The following is a 14987-nucleotide window of genomic DNA, read 5'->3' as shown; positions in this document are numbered from 1 at the left end:
ATTGTAGCCAACCCGGACAGCACCGTCATCCGCCACGCCGGGCGCGAGTCGGCGGCGGCGGCCAGCGCCAGCAGCCGGCTATCGTCGTGTACGTCCCGCCATAGAGCGGCTATGCATAATCCGAAAACCCGTATTCAAAATTCGCAATGGACATCGTCCCGGCGTAGCGAGATGGTCTGACAAGTTCATGACTTTAGCGAGCCTGCTAAGGGCTCGGCCCGTCATCGGGACAACAACAACCATCCAGGACTCGATATGCACTTCAAACGTCGTTCGCTGATCGCCGCCATCGCCCTGTCCACCGGCCTGATGGCCAGCCCGCTGTATGCCGAAACTCTGAACATCGGAGTCATGGGCGAGCTCGCCTCCTTCGACACCTCGCAGGTATCCGGCGGGGTGTGGGAATCGCAGATCCTCATGGACGTCTACGAGGGCCTGCTCAAGGAAAACCCCAAGGGCGAGGTCATCCCCGGCATGGCCACCGACTGGGAGGTCTCCGAAGACGGCAAGACCTACACCTTCCATCTGCGCGAGGGTGCCAAGTGGTCGGACGGCGAACCGGTCACCGCCGAGGACTTCGTGTTCGGCTGGCAGCATCTTCTCGACCCGGCCAGCGCCTCGAAGTACGCCTATCTGCTCTACCCGATCAAGAACGCCGAGGCGGTCAACACCGGTGACAAGCCGCTCGACGCGATCGGCGCCGAATCGCTGGATGACGGCAAGACCCTCAAGGTCACCCTCGAGTCGCCGACGCCCTACTTCCTGCAGCTGCTGACCCACTACACCGCCTACCCGGTGCCCAAGCATGCCGTCGAGAAGTACGGCGATGCCTGGATCAAGATGGAGAACATCGTCACCAACGGCGCCTTCAAGCCGGTCGAGTGGATCTCGCAGTCGCGCATCAGCGTCGAGAAGAATCCCGAATACTACGACGCCTCCGACGTCTCCCTGGATGGCGTCAACTACTTCACCACCGAGGATCGCAACGCCGCCATCTCGCGCTTTCGCGCCGGCGAGCTGGACATCATCCGCGACTATCCGTCGAGCCGCTATCAGTGGCTGAAGGACAACCTGCCGAAGGCTACCCACCTGAGCCCGATGCTGGGTTCCTACTACTACGTGCTCAACAATCGCGAAGGCCGGCCGACCGCCGACGAGCGCATCCGCGAAGCGCTCAACCTGGTGGTGCGGCGCAAGGTGCTTTCCGAGCAGATCATGGCCGGCAGCTTCAAGGACGCCTACTCGCTGGTCCCGCCGGGTACCAGTCATTACGACGTCCAGCACATGGATGGCGTCGACGGCGACTACCAGGAGCGCCTGGCCAAGGCCAAGCAGCTGATCAAGGACGCCGGCTACGGCCCGGACAATCCGCTGCACCTGCAGCTTCGCTACAACACCTCCGATGAGCACAAGAAGATCGCCATCGCCCTGGCGGCGATGTGGAAGCCGCTCGGCGTCGAGGTCGAGATGACCAACGCCGAGGCCACCGTCCACTACCAGACCATCCAGCAAGGCGACTTCGACATCGCCCGGGCCGGCTGGATCGCCGACTACAACGACGCCGAGAACTTCCTGACCCTGCTGCGCAGCGGTGTCGGCAACAACTACGGCGCCTACTCCAACCCCGAGTACGACAAGCTGCTCGACAAGGCCGCCAACACGCTGGATCTCGACAAGCGCCAGCAGTTCCTGCAGCAGGCCGAGAACGTGGCACTCGACGACTACGCCCTGGCGCCCCTGCTCTACTACGTGACGCGCAATCTGGTGGACCCGTCGATCAGCGGCTGGCAGGACAATGCCGAGGACGACCACCCCTCGCGCTGGGTCACCTTCGACCAGTAACGCCCCGCCAGGCCTGCGGCGGACCCTGTCCGCCGCAGCGCCGGATCGCTGCCGCTATTCGACGGACGCGATCGGCTTCGCTGCGTGACCGGTTGATAGCCGTCTGGCCGGCCCGTCCCGGGGCTGGCCGCCGACGCCAAGCAACGCTTACCCCTTCGCTATTCCATGCCGAGGACTAGACCCTTGCCCTACCGTGCCTCTTCGCCCAGGCCCTTGTATCGTCAATGGTACTGCTGCCTTACCGGTGCCCCTTGGCGCTTCGCCGACCTCAAGGGGGGCGCCCAATGCTGAGCTATACGCTGAAGCGGCTGCTGCAGGCCATCCCCACGATGCTGGTGGTGATCACCATCTCGTTCTTCCTGATGCGCGTCGCCCCGGGTGGCCCGTTCGATGGCGAGCGCCAGTTGCCGCCCGAGATCGAGGCCAACCTCAAGGCGGCCTACCATCTCGACGAGCCGCTGCCGATGCAGTACCTGCGCTACATGGGCAACCTGCTGCAGGGCGATTTCGGACCGTCGTTCAAGTACAAGGACTTCTCGGTCACCGAACTGATCGCCCAGGGCTTCCCGGTGAGTCTCGAGATCGGTGGCCTGGCGATCCTGCTGGCGCTGCTGCTCGGCCTGCCGCTGGGGATATTCGCCGCGTTGCGACGCAACTCAGGCGTAGATTACGCGGTGATGAGCGTGGCGCTGGCCGGCATCGCGGTGCCCAACTTCGTGATCGCGCCGATCCTGGCGCTGGTATTCGGCGTGCTGCTCGCCTGGCTGCCGGCCGGCGGCTGGAATGGCGGCGCGCTGCCCAACCTGGTGCTGCCGGTGATCGCCCTGTCGATCCAGCAGATCGCCTATATCGCGCGGATGATGCGCGCCAGCATGATCGAGGTGCTGGGAAGCCACTACATCCGCACCGCGCGTGCCAAGGGGCTCTCCGAGCGCCAGGTGATCTGGCGCCACGCCATCCGCCCGGCGCTGCTGCCCGTGACCTCCTATCTGGGCCCGGCGATCGCCGGGATCATCACCGGCTCGGTGGTGATCGAGCAGATCTTCGGCATTCCCGGCATCGGCCGCTACTTCGTGCAGGGCGCGCTCAACCGCGACTACACCCTGGTGATGGGCACGGTGGTGTTCTATGGCGCGTTGATCGTGCTGATGAACCTGCTCGTCGACCTGATCTACTCCGCGCTCGATCCGCAAATCCGCTATGACGACTGACCGGCCAGGGATGTAACGCCATGACCACCGATACCACGCCCTACAGCGGCCACAACATGCCGGCCGGCGGCCCCAACCCACCCGCCGAGCCCGACCCCGAAGCCGGCGCGGTCGCCGGCGAAAGCCTCGGCCGGGACGCCTGGCGGCGCCTCAAGCAGAACAAGGCGGCGATGGTCAGCCTGGTGCTGCTGATCGTGATCGCCGCGACCTGCCTGATCGGCCCCTATCTACTGCCCTGGGGACTCGCCGAAGTCGACTGGAGCGCCTTCAGCGCCGCGCCGAGCCTCGAGGGCGGCCATTTCCTGGGTACCGACGCCAACGGCCGCGACCTGCTCACCCGCACCCTCTACGGCGGTCGCGTGTCGCTGTCGGTGGCGCTGGTGGCGAGCTTCGTCAGCCTGGTGATCGGGGTGCTCTACGGCGCCATCTCCGGTTACGTCGGCGGACGCCTGGACAGCTACATGATGCGCTTCGTCGACATCATGTACTCGTTGCCGTTCATGTTTCTGGTGATCCTGCTGATGGTGGTGTTCGGGCGCAACATCTTCCTGATCTACGCCGCCATCGGCGCGGTCGAATGGCTCGACATGGCGCGCATCGTGCGCGGCCAGACGCTGGCGCTCAAGCAGCGCGAGTTCATCGAGGCCGCCCACGCGCTGGGCGTGCGCGATCGCAAGATCGTCACCCGCCACCTGATCCCCAACGCCATCGGCCCCGTGATCGTCTACGTCACGCTCACCGTGCCCAAGGTCATCCTGCTCGAGAGTTTCCTGTCGTTCCTCGGCCTCGGCGTGCAGGAACCGCTGACCAGTTGGGGCGTGCTGATCTCCGAGGGCACCGACATGATGCAGAGCGCACCGTGGCTGCTGCTGGTGCCGTCGGTGTTCCTCGCGCTGACGCTGTTCTGTCTCAACTTCCTGGGCGATGGGTTGCGCGACGCCCTCGACCCGAAAACACGCTGAGGTGACCGTGGCTGACAATCTGCTTGAAATCGACAACCTGACGGTCGACTTCCAACTGCCCACCGGCACGGTCTCCGCGGTCAAGGGGGTGAGTTTCGCCATTAAGCCCGGCGAGACGCTGGCGCTGGTCGGCGAATCGGGCTCCGGCAAGTCGGTGTCATCGACCGCCGCGATGCGCCTGCTGCCCGAGCTGGCCCAGACGTCCGGCGCCATCCGCTTCAAGGGCGAGGACCTGCTGAAGGTCACGCCCAAGCGCATGCGGCGCATTCGCGGCAACGCGATCTCGATGATCTTCCAGGAGCCGATGACCTCGCTCAACCCGCTGCACCGCATCGGCCGTCAGGTCGCCGAGGTACTGGAAAAGCACCGCGGGCTCAGGGGCCGGCAGGCACGCGCCAAGGTCGTCGAGCTGCTCGAACAGGTCGGCATTCCCGAACCCGCCCGGCGCATCGACAGTTACCCCTACGAACTTTCCGGCGGCCAGCGCCAGCGGGTGATGATCGCCATGGCGCTGGCCTGCGAGCCGGAGCTGCTGATCGCCGACGAACCGACCACCGCGCTCGACGTCACCGTTCAGGCGCAGATCCTGGCACTGCTCAAGGACCTGCAGGCGCGCTACGGCATGGCGATCCTGTTCATCACCCACGACCTGGGAATCGTCCGTCACTTCGCCGACCGGGTATGCGTGATGCGCCGCGGCGAGTTGGTCGAAAGCGGCGCCACCGCCGAGGTGTTCGGCAATCCGCAACACGACTACACGCGCATGCTGATCGATGCCGACCCGCACGGTCGCAAGGCGCCGATCGACGAGACCATGCCGGTGCTGCTCGAGGCGAAAGACGTCCGCGTACGCTTTGCGCTCAAGAAACGCCTGTTCCGCGACAGCGAGTACTTCGAGGCGGTGCGCGGCATCGACCTGACCATCCGCCGCGGGCAGACCGTGGGCATCGTCGGCGAGTCCGGCTCGGGCAAGTCGACGCTGGGCCGGGCGCTGTTGCGGCTGCTCAAAAGCCGCGGCGACATCCGCTTCGACGGCAGCGATATCGCCAACCTCGACACCAGCGGCATGCGTCCGTTGCGCGCGCGCATGCAGGTGGTCTTCCAGGATCCCTTCGGTTCGCTGTCGCCGCGCATGACCGTCGGCGAAGTGATCAGCGAGGGGCTGCAAGTGCATCACCCCGAATTCAACCGGCGCCAGCGCGAAGCGCAGGTGATCGAGGCGCTCAAGGAAGTCGCGCTCGACCCGGCGATGCGCAATCGCTATCCCCACGAGTTCTCCGGCGGCCAGCGTCAGCGTATCGCCATCGCCCGGGCGCTGGTGCTCAAGCCGGAATTCCTGCTGCTCGACGAGCCCACCTCGGCGCTGGACCGCTCGGTGCAGGTCACGGTGATCGACCTGCTGCGCGACCTGCAGCAGAAACACGACCTGACCTACCTGTTCATCAGCCACGATCTTTCGGTGGTGCGTGCACTGGCCGACACCGTGCTGGTGATGAAGGAGGGCCAGGTGGTCGAGCAGGGTCCCACCGAAGCGATCTTCGCCAACCCGCGCGAGCGCTACACCCAGGAACTGATGAGGGCCGCCTTCATCGACGACGCCGCCTGATCCGCAGTAACTCCAAGAACAATCGATTTCGGCTGCAGGCGCTCACGGCGCCTGCCAGGAACGCCTGCGGCCGTTTGGTGGGGCACTTGCCCCAAAACACACTCCCTAGAGGAGCTTTTAGATGCGCAAGAGAACCGGACTTCTCACCCTCGCCAGCCTGCTGGCCCTGGCCGGCTGCCAGGGCTACACCCCGGCCGGCGACGGTGAGGGCAGCTTCGCGCGTGGCAAGCTGGAAATGAGCGCGCCACCGGCTCAGGTCGCCCGCTTCCATGAACTCGATGCCGACGACAATGGCAGCATCGATCCCAGCGAGGCGCGCACCGATACCGATCTGATGGCCGGCTTCGGCACCCTGGATCAGGACAGCGACCGGCAACTGTCGCTGAAGGAATTCCTCGCCGGTCAGTAGTATCCGCAGGCCCCTCCGCTACCCGCGGAAAACAAGAAACACAACGACTCACAAGGTTCGTCATGTTCAATAATCACAAGCTCACCGGGCTGGCCGTCGCCATCGCCGCCGCCCTGACCGCACAGCAGGCGCAGGCCGTCACCGTTTACGAAACCACCAGCGACAAGCTGACCTTCAGCGGCCGCATCGCAGCCGGCAGCAGCTTCGTCGACGAGGTCGACGACGACCACGACCCGGTCAACGCCGGTTCGCGCGTACGGCTGATCCATGAACACAACTTCCAGGGCGGCTGGTCATCCATCGCCCGCGCCGAATGGGGCTTCGATCCATTCTTCGAGGATGGCACCGACGCCCACTACAAGCGTCTGCTCTACGCCGGGGCGAGCCACGACGACTACGGCACCGTGCTGGTCGGCAAGCAGTATTCACTGTGGTACGACATGGTCGCCTACTGGACCGACTGGTTCTGGTACAACGGCGCCACCGCCCAGGGCAGCTTCAACGGCGCGGCCGGCGACGGCGGCTTCGAGGGCAACGGCCGCCCCGACAACGCGGTTTCCTACAAGAACACCTTCGGCGACTGGACGGTCGGCGTGCTCTACCAGAGTTCGCGTGACGACGTACCCACCAATGCCGGCTACACCGGCAACCTGAACGGCTACGAGCGCAACTACACCGGCCAGGGCGCGGTGGTCTACAAGCCCAGCGAGGACTGGTCGTTCGGTGCCACCTATACGCACAGCGATATCGACGGCAAGGTCGCGGGCGCCACCACCTCGGAGAACGTCGATGCCGGCCTGCTGGCGGCCCGCTGGACGCCGGGCAACTGGTACTTCGCGTTGACCGGTGGCGAATACCGCAACCTGATTCGCGACGGCAGCTTCAGCGGTACCAGCGAGGCCGACGGGATCATCGACGAAGCGCGCGGCTACGAGGGCGTAGCGCTGTACAACGTCAAGGACCAGGTCCCGGGCACGGTACAGCTGTATAGCGGGTTCAACCGACTCGAGCACGCCGATTCCCAGGCACGCAGCGCCTTCTACCTGGCCGGTGCCGCCTGGCTGACCTTCGACGAGAACCTGATCGTCGCCGTGGAGCGCAAGTTCGACGACTCGGTGGATGCCGACGGCAACGCCGATATCGGCAACGACGAGACCGATCTGCTGGTGCGCTACAACTTCTAGTCTCGGTGCCGGGAGCCAGCTCCCGGCCCGCTTTTATACGATAGAAGTTACAGCCACAAAAAACCCGGCCATTCGGCCGGGTTTCTCGTTAACGCGATGGGATTTAGAAGCGATAGGTCGCCTGCGCGCCGAAGCCATGGGCTTCGTTCTCGTAGTCGGCCTCGTAGCTTGCGGCAGTAGTTTGCGACTGTTGACTCACCGGGGCCGTATCCTCGGTCAGGTAGGTGTAGGCAAAGTCCAGCGTCAGGTTGGGGGTCGGTGTCCAGCCGGCGCCCAGCGAGAAGATCGTCCGGTCGCCGGACGGCACGCGCACGGTGCGCACTTCGTCGCTGATCGGCGATTCGTCATAGGCGACCCCGCCGCGCAGCGTCACCGCCGGGTTGACGTGGTAGGCCACACCCAGCGCGTACTGCCAGGCATCCTCGTAATCCTGATTTTCGGTTTGATCGCCCAAGGGGCTGTCATTTTCGATGACTAGTCTGTCGAAGCTACTCCACTTGACCAGTGCGGCACCGGCCATCACCGTCCAGCGATCGTTCAGGTCATGGGTCACCGAGAAGTCGATGGTCTCGGGCAGCGTGATGTCCAGCCCCGCATCGTAGGAAGCATTCGGGAGAGTGCCCGGGCCGGCGCCGGGATAGACATTATTGATTTCAGCATCACCTTCGAGTTCGTAGTCGACATCCGAACGATAGGTCACACCCAGCGTGGTCGACTCGACCGGCTTGTACATCATGCCGAAGGTGAAGCCGAACGCCTCGTCGTCACCTTGGACGTTGAAGCTACCATCACCGAAGGGACCGCCATAGGTGGCGCTCTCCAACTCACCCTCGATACGGTTGTAGGTGATGCCGAAACCGGCCGAGAGCTGATCGCTGAACTTGATCGACAAGGTCGGCTGGACGGTCATCACCTTGACGTCGCTGTAGTTGCCGAAGTAACGGCCCTCGAAGTCGTCCTCGTAATCGGTTACCACGCCGAACGGTGCGTAGACGCCCAGGCCGAAATGCAGGTGGTCGTTGATCGGCTGCACGAAATAGCCGAACGGAATCGTCTCGCTCGGGACCATATCGCCCTCGTTGGAGGCCGGCGTCACCGGCGTACCCAGCGCCGTGGTCCCTGACGCATTGTCGATATCGGTATTGACGTTCAGGTAGGTGGCCCCGGCGGTGATCTGGGCACGATCGAGGAATGACATCCCCGCCGGGTTGCCGAAGACGATCGAGGCGTCGGTGACGTTCGACGTACGTCCGGCAAACGCCGTGCCCTGCGAACTGACGCTCTGCTCGTTGAGCTGGAAACCGCCGGCCGCAGCCTGTCCCGAGATCAGCGCCGCCGAGGCAGCGGCGATCGCGATGGCGAGCTTGTTGATATTGTTTTGCATGATGTTCCGTTCCCTATTCATGATGACGCTGGCGTGATGATGGTATTGCTCGTACCAGGCAATGGCAGTCTTAGTCGTTTTGGCTGATCGATGAAATCAAGTCAAGAACAAACGGCCGTTTTAATTGTCTGCGACACCTATCCATTAGTCGAAGGCGGCGCGCGCTCTTTTCGCCAGGCCGCATGCCACGCTGGATAGCACGGAATCGCTGTGTTTCGCCTGGCGGTTTTACCGATCCTCCGGCCTTGCCCTTGACCTATGTGTTACCTCTAGGTTCTAGACTCTCTGCCAAGAGCCTGCCCAGGAGGCGCCATGAAAGTCATCGAACTGGCCCGCAGCGCCGGCGTCACCGCCGAGACGGTGCGCCACTACACCCGCGAAGGGCTGCTGCACCCCGAACGCGATCCGCATAACGGCTACCAGCGCTACGGCAACGACTCGCTGACCCGGCTGCGCTTCATCCAGCGTGCCCGCACGCTGGGCTTCAGCCTCAAGGAGATCGGCGAGATCCTCGGTCACGCCGATCACGGCGATTCGCCGTGCCCCATGGTCCGCGACCTGCTCGCCGCACGCCTGCCCGAGATCAAGCAGCGCATTCGCGAACTCGAGCAATTGGCCGCACGCATGGAGAGCGCCCTGAGCAACTGGGCCGAGATGCCCGATGGCGCCCCGGACGGCAACACCATCTGCCAACTGATCGAACACTGGAATCAGCCGCGAGAACCACACGAGGAGCGCTCATGAACGATGCCGTCGAACAACGCGCAACGACCTGGTCGCTGGCCCTCGACGGTCTGACCTGTGGCGGCTGCGTGGCCCGCACGCGGCGCGCACTCGAGGCGCTGGACGCGCGGGCCGTGATCGAACTCGACACGCGCCTGGCAAGGATCACCACCGATCGCGAAGTCGCTGAGGTAGTCGCGGCGATCGAGGCCGCGGGCTACCAGGCGATCCCCATGCCCGGTGCGCCGCTGGCGCTGCGCGTTTCCGGAATCAGTTGCCAGGGCTGCGTGAGCAAGATACGCCGCGCCCTTAACGCCCGCGATGATGCCGCCGAGGTGGTCGGCGAGCCCGCCCACGGCTGGCTCAGCGTGTCGAGCCAATTGCCCAGCGCGTCGCTCATCGCCGCAGTACGCGAGGCCGGCTTCGGCGCCGAACCCGCTGCCTTTGTCCATCGCGAGCGCACGATCCCGGCGATGTCGTGCCAGGGCTGCGTCAAGCGCATGCGCGAAGCGATCCAGGCCCGCGACCCACTGGCCCGCGTGACGGGCGAGCCGAGCGCTCGGCGCCTGGACGTCGACAGCTACCTGCCGGATGGCCTGCTCGACGTCACGCTGCGCGAGGCCGGCTACCCAGCGGACGAGACTGAGCCATCGGACGAGGCCGACGGGCAAGCCAGCGAAAGCGCCTCAGCCAGGAGCGATGCCAGCGACGATCGAGCCACCCGCGAGTCCGACTCACAACCCGCTGCGCAGTCGCGCCAGAGCGTCGAGCTGGCGCTGTCGGGCATCACCTGCGCCAGTTGCGTGCGCACCATCCAGCAGGCGCTCGACGCCGTGGCCGGCGTCGAGCGCGCCGAGGTCAATTTCGCCAGCCGCACCGCCACGGTCAATGGGCGCGTCTCGTCCGCGACCCTGGTCGCCACCGTCGAGGCGGTGGGCTACGGCGCCGAGGTCATCGAGGACATCGAGCGCGGCGAGGCCAAGCGCGAGGACAACGAGGCCCGCGAATACCGCAGCCGGCTGCGCGACACCTGGCTGGCGCTGGTTCCCGGTGCCGCGTTGATGGTGCTGATGTTCTTCCACCACCCGATGCTCGAGGGCGTCGAGCGCTGGCTGTGGGTCGCCGTGGGCCTGGGCACGCTGGGCGTGCTGGCGAGCGCCGGGCGGGGATTCTTCGTCGGCGCGCTCAAGGCCCTGCGCCACCATCAGGCCAACATGGACATGCTGGTGGCACTGGGCACCGGCGTCGCCTGGCTCTACTCGATGGTCGTCGCACTGGCGCCCGAGTTCATTCCCGAGGCCGCCCGTGCGCTGTACTTCGAGGCCTCGCTGATGATCGTCGGGCTGATCAACGTCGGTCAGGCGCTCGAAGTGCGTGCCCGGGGGCGGACCTCGCAGGCGCTCAAGCACCTGCTCGACCTGCGACCGCGCAGCGCACGGGTGATCCGCGAGGGTCAGGAGCGCGACGTCGCCATCGACGAGGTCGCCGAGGGTGAACTGCTGCGCGTGCGCCCCGGCGAACGCCTGCCGGTCGACGGCGATGTCATCGAGGGCGAAAGCTTCGTCGACGAATCGACGCTCACCGGCGAACCGATGCCGGTGGCCAAGGGCGTCGGCGATGCGCTGTCCGCCGGCACGGTGAACGGCAAGGGCTCGCTGGTCTACCGAGCCACCCGGGTGGGCCGGCATACCCGCCTGTCGCGGATCATCGAGCAGGTGCGCAGCGCCCAGAATTCGCGGCCGCCGATCAGCCGGCTGGCCGACCGGGTCGCGGCGGTATTCGTGCCCGCGGTCATGATCATCGCCGTGATCACCGCGCTGGTGTGGTTCAACCTCGGCCCCGAGCCGCGCCTGATTCACATGCTGGTCGCCGCGACCACCGTGCTGATTATCGCCTGCCCCTGCGCGCTGGGCCTGGCCACGCCGATCTCGACCATGATCGGGGTCGGCAAGGCCGCCGAGTACGGCGTGCTGATCCGCAATGGCGAGGCGCTGCAGAGCGCCAGCCGGCTGACCACGCTGGTGGTCGACAAGACCGGCACGCTGACCGAGGGTCGGCCGCGCGTCACCGCCTGGCGGGCGTTCGGCGACGAGCATCGGGCGCTGTCCGCGGCGCTGGCCCTGGAGCGTGGCTCGGAGCATCCGCTGGCCACCGCGCTGGTCGGCTTCGCCGAATCCCGTGACGCGACACCGCCGAGCATCGAGGGCTTCGCCTCGCTGACCGGACGCGGCGTCGCCGCCCAGGGCACCCGGGGCGAGCGTCTGTTGCTGGGTAACGCCGCGCTGATGCGCGACGAAGGCATCGATCTAACGGCCGCCGGCGACGACGTCGCGGGTTACGAGGCACAGGCCAATACGGTGGTCTACTTGGCCATCGACGGACGGCTAGCGGCGCTGTTCGCGATCGCCGACCCGTTGCGCGACGATGCCGTCGCGGCGATCGCGCGTCTGCGTGGCGAGGGACTCAAGGTGATCATGCTGACCGGCGACGCCGAACCCACCGCGGCGGCCATCGCCCGCGAGGCCGGCATCGATGATTTCCGCGCCGGCCTGCTGCCCGAGGACAAGCACGCCGCCGTCGAGCGCCTGCAGGCGTCGGGCGAAGTCGTGGGAATGGTCGGTGACGGGATCAACGATGCCCCGGCCCTGGCACGCGCCGACGTCGGCTTCGCCATTGGCCAGGGCACCGACGTGGCCATCGAGTCGGCGGGCATCGCGCTGATGCGCAATTCGCTGCACGGCGTGGCCGACGCCATCGCCATCAGCCGCGCCGCGCTTTCCAACATCAAGCAAAACCTGTGGGGCGCGTTCGGCTACAACGCCCTGGGCATCCCGATCGCCGCCGGCGTGCTCTACCCGGCCACCGGCATGCTGCTGTCGCCGGTGATCGCCGCCGTGGCGATGTCGCTGTCCTCGGTGACCGTGGTCAGCAACGCCAATCGGCTGCGGTTGTTCAAACCCACCCGAACGCAGGAGAAGATCACATGACGTTGATCGTCAATTTCACCGGCGTGCTGCTGATCGCGGCCATCGTCTGGTGGTTCTGGATGCCCCGGGGGTGATACTCGAGGCTAGAAGAAGCCGGCGTCGAACGGACATGTTTCTTGGCAGTACCCGCCTGGGTGCTGCCGCTTTTATCGCAACGCCTAGCCCGCCCTTCTTTCCGCCTCATCGCTTCGGCATTGCTATGCTGCACTGGATACCGCCATTTCCGGAGAGCCTATGCCGACCCTCAACGGCGTCCTCGAGACGGCGCTGTATGTCGCCGACATGTCGCGCGCCCGCGACTTCTTCGAATCGGTGATGGGGCTTACGCCGTTCACCGCCGATCATCGCTTCACCGCCTACGATGTCGGCAACCAGACGGTGCTGCTGCTGTTCCTGCACGGCGAGACCGGGCAGACCGTCGTCCTGCCGGACGCGATGGGCACCATCCCGCCCCACGACGGCGCAGGCCGCAGCCACATGGCGCTGGCCGTCGACGCCGACCAGCTCGGCGCCTGGCAAGCGCGGCTCGCCGAACACGGCGTGGAAATCGAGGGGCGCACCCACTGGCCGCGCGGCGGCGAGAGCCTCTACTTCCGCGACCCCGACGATCACCTGCTGGAGCTGGCCACCCCCGGCGTGTGGCCGAGTTATTGAAGACAATTACTAAAGCGGCGGCGGGACGCTGTATTTACGTTACGAGCGAAGAGAAGCTGGTCGCCGCAGGAACGCAGCTACCGCAGTTGACTTGCTGCTCAATGAGGATAGCGAGTACCTCCGGCGGCCAGCCTATCGAGCGCAGTAGTAAATTCAGTGTACCGGCTCGGCATGCTCGATCATCAGCTGCAACGACTCCCGCCCCTTCCAGCGGTTGCGCGACAGCTTGTAGGCGCAGCGCAACCGCGCGCCCAGCTCGAACGCCGGCAGCTCGCCGGGCGTCAATGCGCGAAACCAGATCGCCCGAACGCTGGCCGCGCCCTGGCTCAGAGTGAGCATCAGATGGCTGCCGTCGGCGCCGACCACCCGCAGGTTGTCGACCAGGAACTCGCCATCGAACAGCGGCGCGTCGAATTCACGGCCGAACGGCGCCAACCGCTCGAGCTCGTCGAGGGTGGCCAGGCACAGCTGGGCCGCCAGCAACTCGCCGTCGGTATATACGCAGGGGTACAACTCGCACTCGCCGAGCTGTTCATCGACCGCCTGGCGCAGGGCCGCGGAGAACTCCGCGAGCCGTTCGTGGGGCACGCCGACGCCCGCCGCACCACGATGGCCGCCGAAGCGCGGCAGGGCCTCGGGCGCCAGTTCGAAGGCGCGCTGCAAGGCGTCGCGCAGATGCAGGCCGTCGATCGAGCGCCCCGAGCCGGTGAGCATGCCCGGCGTTACCGCCGGGGTCAGCACCAGCGCCGGACGCCCGAAGGCCTGGACCAGCCTCGATGCGACGATGCCCTGCACCCCGGCATGGCCATCCTCGAGATGGACGATCACCACCCGGGCGCCCTCGGCTAGCTGGGCCATCGCGCGTTCGCGGGCCAGCTCGGTCATGTCGGCCTCGATCGCCTTGCGCGACTGGTTGTCCTGGTCGAGGACCTCGAGATGCTCGCGCGCGCTGGCGTCGTCGGCGGCCAGCATGAAGTGCAGCGCCGCGTAGGGATCGTCGAGCCGCGAGCGGGCGTTGATTCGCGGCCCCATCTGGAAGGCCAGCGTCTCGGCGTCGAACGGCGTGCTGTCGGCGCCCAGGCGCTCGGCCATCACCCGCCAGCAGGGCGACTGCATGCGGTTGATCAGCGCCAGCCCCTGGGTCACCACCGCGCGGTTGATGGCGCTGCCGCCCAGCGAGACGCAATCGGCGACGGTGCCCAGCGCCACATAGGAGAGCCACGGCGAGAGCTTCGGCGTCGACGACGAGACGTGGCCGATCTCGATCAGCACCGCGCGGGCCAGCGACATCAGCAGCCAGGCGACCATGCAGCCGGCGATGGTCGGATCGGGGAAGCCGCAGTCCTCGCGGGTCGGATTGATGGTGGCATAGGCCGAGCCCGGCGGACCCTCCAGCGGCAAGGCGTGATGGTCGCTGACGATGACATCGATGCCGGCCTCGCGCAGCCGGGCGATACGCGGCTCGTCCGAGGAGCCGCAGTCGGCGGTGATGATCACGCTGGGCCGCGGCGATAGCGCCAGCGCTCGCTCGACCAGCGGCAGGCTGATGCCGTAGCCGTCGTTGATGCGGTGGCCGATCAGGCTGTGCAGCTTGTAGGCCGGCACCCCGAACAGCTCGTTCAGGGTCCTGAGGATCACCACGTGCGAGGTGATGCCGTCGACGTCGTAATCGGTGAGGATGCCGATATGCTCGCCCTCGGCGACCGCCCGGGCGATGCGCTCGGCGCCGCGCCGGGCGTCGGTGAGCCGCTCGGGGTGCTCGAGATGGCGCAGGCTGGGCGCCACCAGCGGTTCCAGCTCGCCCTGGTAGCCGGCGAGCCGCCCGGCGAGGATCCGTGCCTGCAGCTCGGAAAGCCCCGCGTCGAGCCCGCGCCGATAGAGCGCCGCGTCGCGCGGGCGCGCCAGGATGCGCCGCGTCAGCAGGTCGCTGTTTGGGGATTCGGTCGAGGATTCGATGATAACGGCGGACACGATGGCTCCTTGCGACTCGGCCACGACTGCAAACTGCGTTGGCCCGGACCGCGC

At 66.3% G+C, this 14987-nt stretch carries 11 protein-coding genes; 9 read left to right on the top strand and 2 right to left on the bottom strand.

Annotated features, from left to right (window positions below):
* Positions 1-255: 255 nt before the first annotated feature.
* From R6258_RS04970 to R6258_RS04945, 6 genes are all read left to right on the top strand, one after another.
* Complete coding sequence (locus R6258_RS04970; protein WP_318448176.1) at positions 256-1842, top strand: peptide ABC transporter substrate-binding protein; 1587 nt, start codon at positions 256-258, stop codon at positions 1840-1842.
* Positions 1843-2126: 284 nt separating this feature from the next.
* Positions 2127-3053: an oligopeptide ABC transporter permease OppB gene (oppB, locus tag R6258_RS04965; RefSeq protein ID WP_318448174.1), complete on the top strand. Its 927-nt coding sequence runs from the start codon at positions 2127-2129 to the stop codon at positions 3051-3053.
* A gap of 56 nt (positions 3054-3109) precedes the next feature.
* Positions 3110-4015 carry an ABC transporter permease subunit gene (locus R6258_RS04960; RefSeq protein WP_318448760.1) on the top strand — a complete coding sequence of 302 codons (906 nt, stop codon included), beginning with the start codon at positions 3110-3112 and terminating at the stop codon, positions 4013-4015.
* A 7-nt stretch (positions 4016-4022) separates the two neighbouring features.
* Complete coding sequence (locus R6258_RS04955) at positions 4023-5621, top strand: ABC transporter ATP-binding protein (RefSeq protein WP_318448171.1); 1599 nt, start codon at positions 4023-4025, stop codon at positions 5619-5621.
* Between the two features lie 121 nt (positions 5622-5742).
* Positions 5743-6030 (top strand): EF-hand domain-containing protein, encoded by a 288-nt coding sequence (locus tag R6258_RS04950; protein ID WP_318448168.1) that lies wholly within the window; start codon positions 5743-5745, stop codon positions 6028-6030.
* A 62-nt stretch (positions 6031-6092) separates the two neighbouring features.
* Positions 6093-7214, top strand: a complete 1122-nt coding sequence (locus tag R6258_RS04945) for a porin (protein WP_318448166.1) — start codon at positions 6093-6095, stop codon at positions 7212-7214.
* 103 nt (positions 7215-7317) lie between these two features.
* Here the strand turns inward: R6258_RS04945 and R6258_RS04940 are convergent, their stop codons facing one another.
* A complete protein-coding gene (locus tag R6258_RS04940) occupies positions 7318-8598 on the bottom strand; it encodes an OmpP1/FadL family transporter (protein WP_318448163.1) in 1281 nt (426 codons plus the stop codon).
* 312 nt (positions 8599-8910) lie between these two features.
* Here R6258_RS04940 and R6258_RS04935 point away from each other — a divergent pair, with 312 nt between their 5' ends.
* The 3 genes from R6258_RS04935 to R6258_RS04925 all read left to right on the top strand — a co-directional run bounded on the left by R6258_RS04935 (position 8911) and on the right by R6258_RS04925 (position 12962).
* Positions 8911-9342, top strand: a complete 432-nt coding sequence (locus R6258_RS04935) for a MerR family transcriptional regulator (protein ID WP_318448161.1) — start codon at positions 8911-8913, stop codon at positions 9340-9342.
* A complete protein-coding gene (locus R6258_RS04930; protein WP_318448158.1) occupies positions 9339-12308 on the top strand; it encodes a copper-translocating P-type ATPase in 2970 nt (989 codons plus the stop codon). The genes R6258_RS04935 and R6258_RS04930 overlap by 4 nt, the downstream gene beginning before the upstream one ends.
* 234 nt (positions 12309-12542) lie before the next feature.
* Positions 12543-12962 carry a VOC family protein gene (locus tag R6258_RS04925; protein WP_318448155.1) on the top strand — a complete coding sequence of 140 codons (420 nt, stop codon included), beginning with the start codon at positions 12543-12545 and terminating at the stop codon, positions 12960-12962.
* A 153-nt stretch (positions 12963-13115) separates the two neighbouring features.
* Here R6258_RS04925 and R6258_RS04920 read toward each other — a convergent pair whose 3' ends face one another.
* The gene (locus tag R6258_RS04920; RefSeq protein ID WP_318448152.1) at positions 13116-14933 is read right to left on the bottom strand and encodes a single-stranded-DNA-specific exonuclease RecJ; all 1818 of its coding nucleotides are present in this window, start codon (positions 14931-14933) and stop codon (positions 13116-13118) included.
* Between the last annotated feature and the right edge of the window lie 54 nt (positions 14934-14987).

Source organism: Halomonas sp. HP20-15, from assembly GCF_033446685.1.
GTDB lineage: Bacteria > Pseudomonadota > Gammaproteobacteria > Pseudomonadales > Halomonadaceae > Modicisalibacter.
The sequence above is the reverse complement of the archived record's forward strand: the minus strand, read 5'-3'. Positions and strand labels throughout refer to the sequence as shown.

Coding starts and splice junctions, on each gene's coding strand:
- R6258_RS04970 (WP_318448176.1), top strand. CDS start 256: ATGCACTTCAAACGTCGTTCGCTGATCGCCGCCATCGCCCTGTCCACC.
- oppB (WP_318448174.1), top strand. CDS start 2,127: ATGCTGAGCTATACGCTGAAGCGGCTGCTGCAGGCCATCCCCACGATG.
- R6258_RS04960 (WP_318448760.1), top strand. CDS start 3,110: ATGCCGGCCGGCGGCCCCAACCCACCCGCCGAGCCCGACCCCGAAGCC.
- R6258_RS04950 (WP_318448168.1), top strand. CDS start 5,743: ATGCGCAAGAGAACCGGACTTCTCACCCTCGCCAGCCTGCTGGCCCTG.
- R6258_RS04945 (WP_318448166.1), top strand. CDS start 6,093: ATGTTCAATAATCACAAGCTCACCGGGCTGGCCGTCGCCATCGCCGCC.
- R6258_RS04940 (WP_318448163.1), bottom strand. CDS start 8,598: ATGCAAAACAATATCAACAAGCTCGCCATCGCGATCGCCGCTGCCTCG.
- R6258_RS04935 (WP_318448161.1), top strand. CDS start 8,911: ATGAAAGTCATCGAACTGGCCCGCAGCGCCGGCGTCACCGCCGAGACG.
- R6258_RS04930 (WP_318448158.1), top strand. CDS start 9,339: ATGAACGATGCCGTCGAACAACGCGCAACGACCTGGTCGCTGGCCCTC.
- R6258_RS04925 (WP_318448155.1), top strand. CDS start 12,543: ATGCCGACCCTCAACGGCGTCCTCGAGACGGCGCTGTATGTCGCCGAC.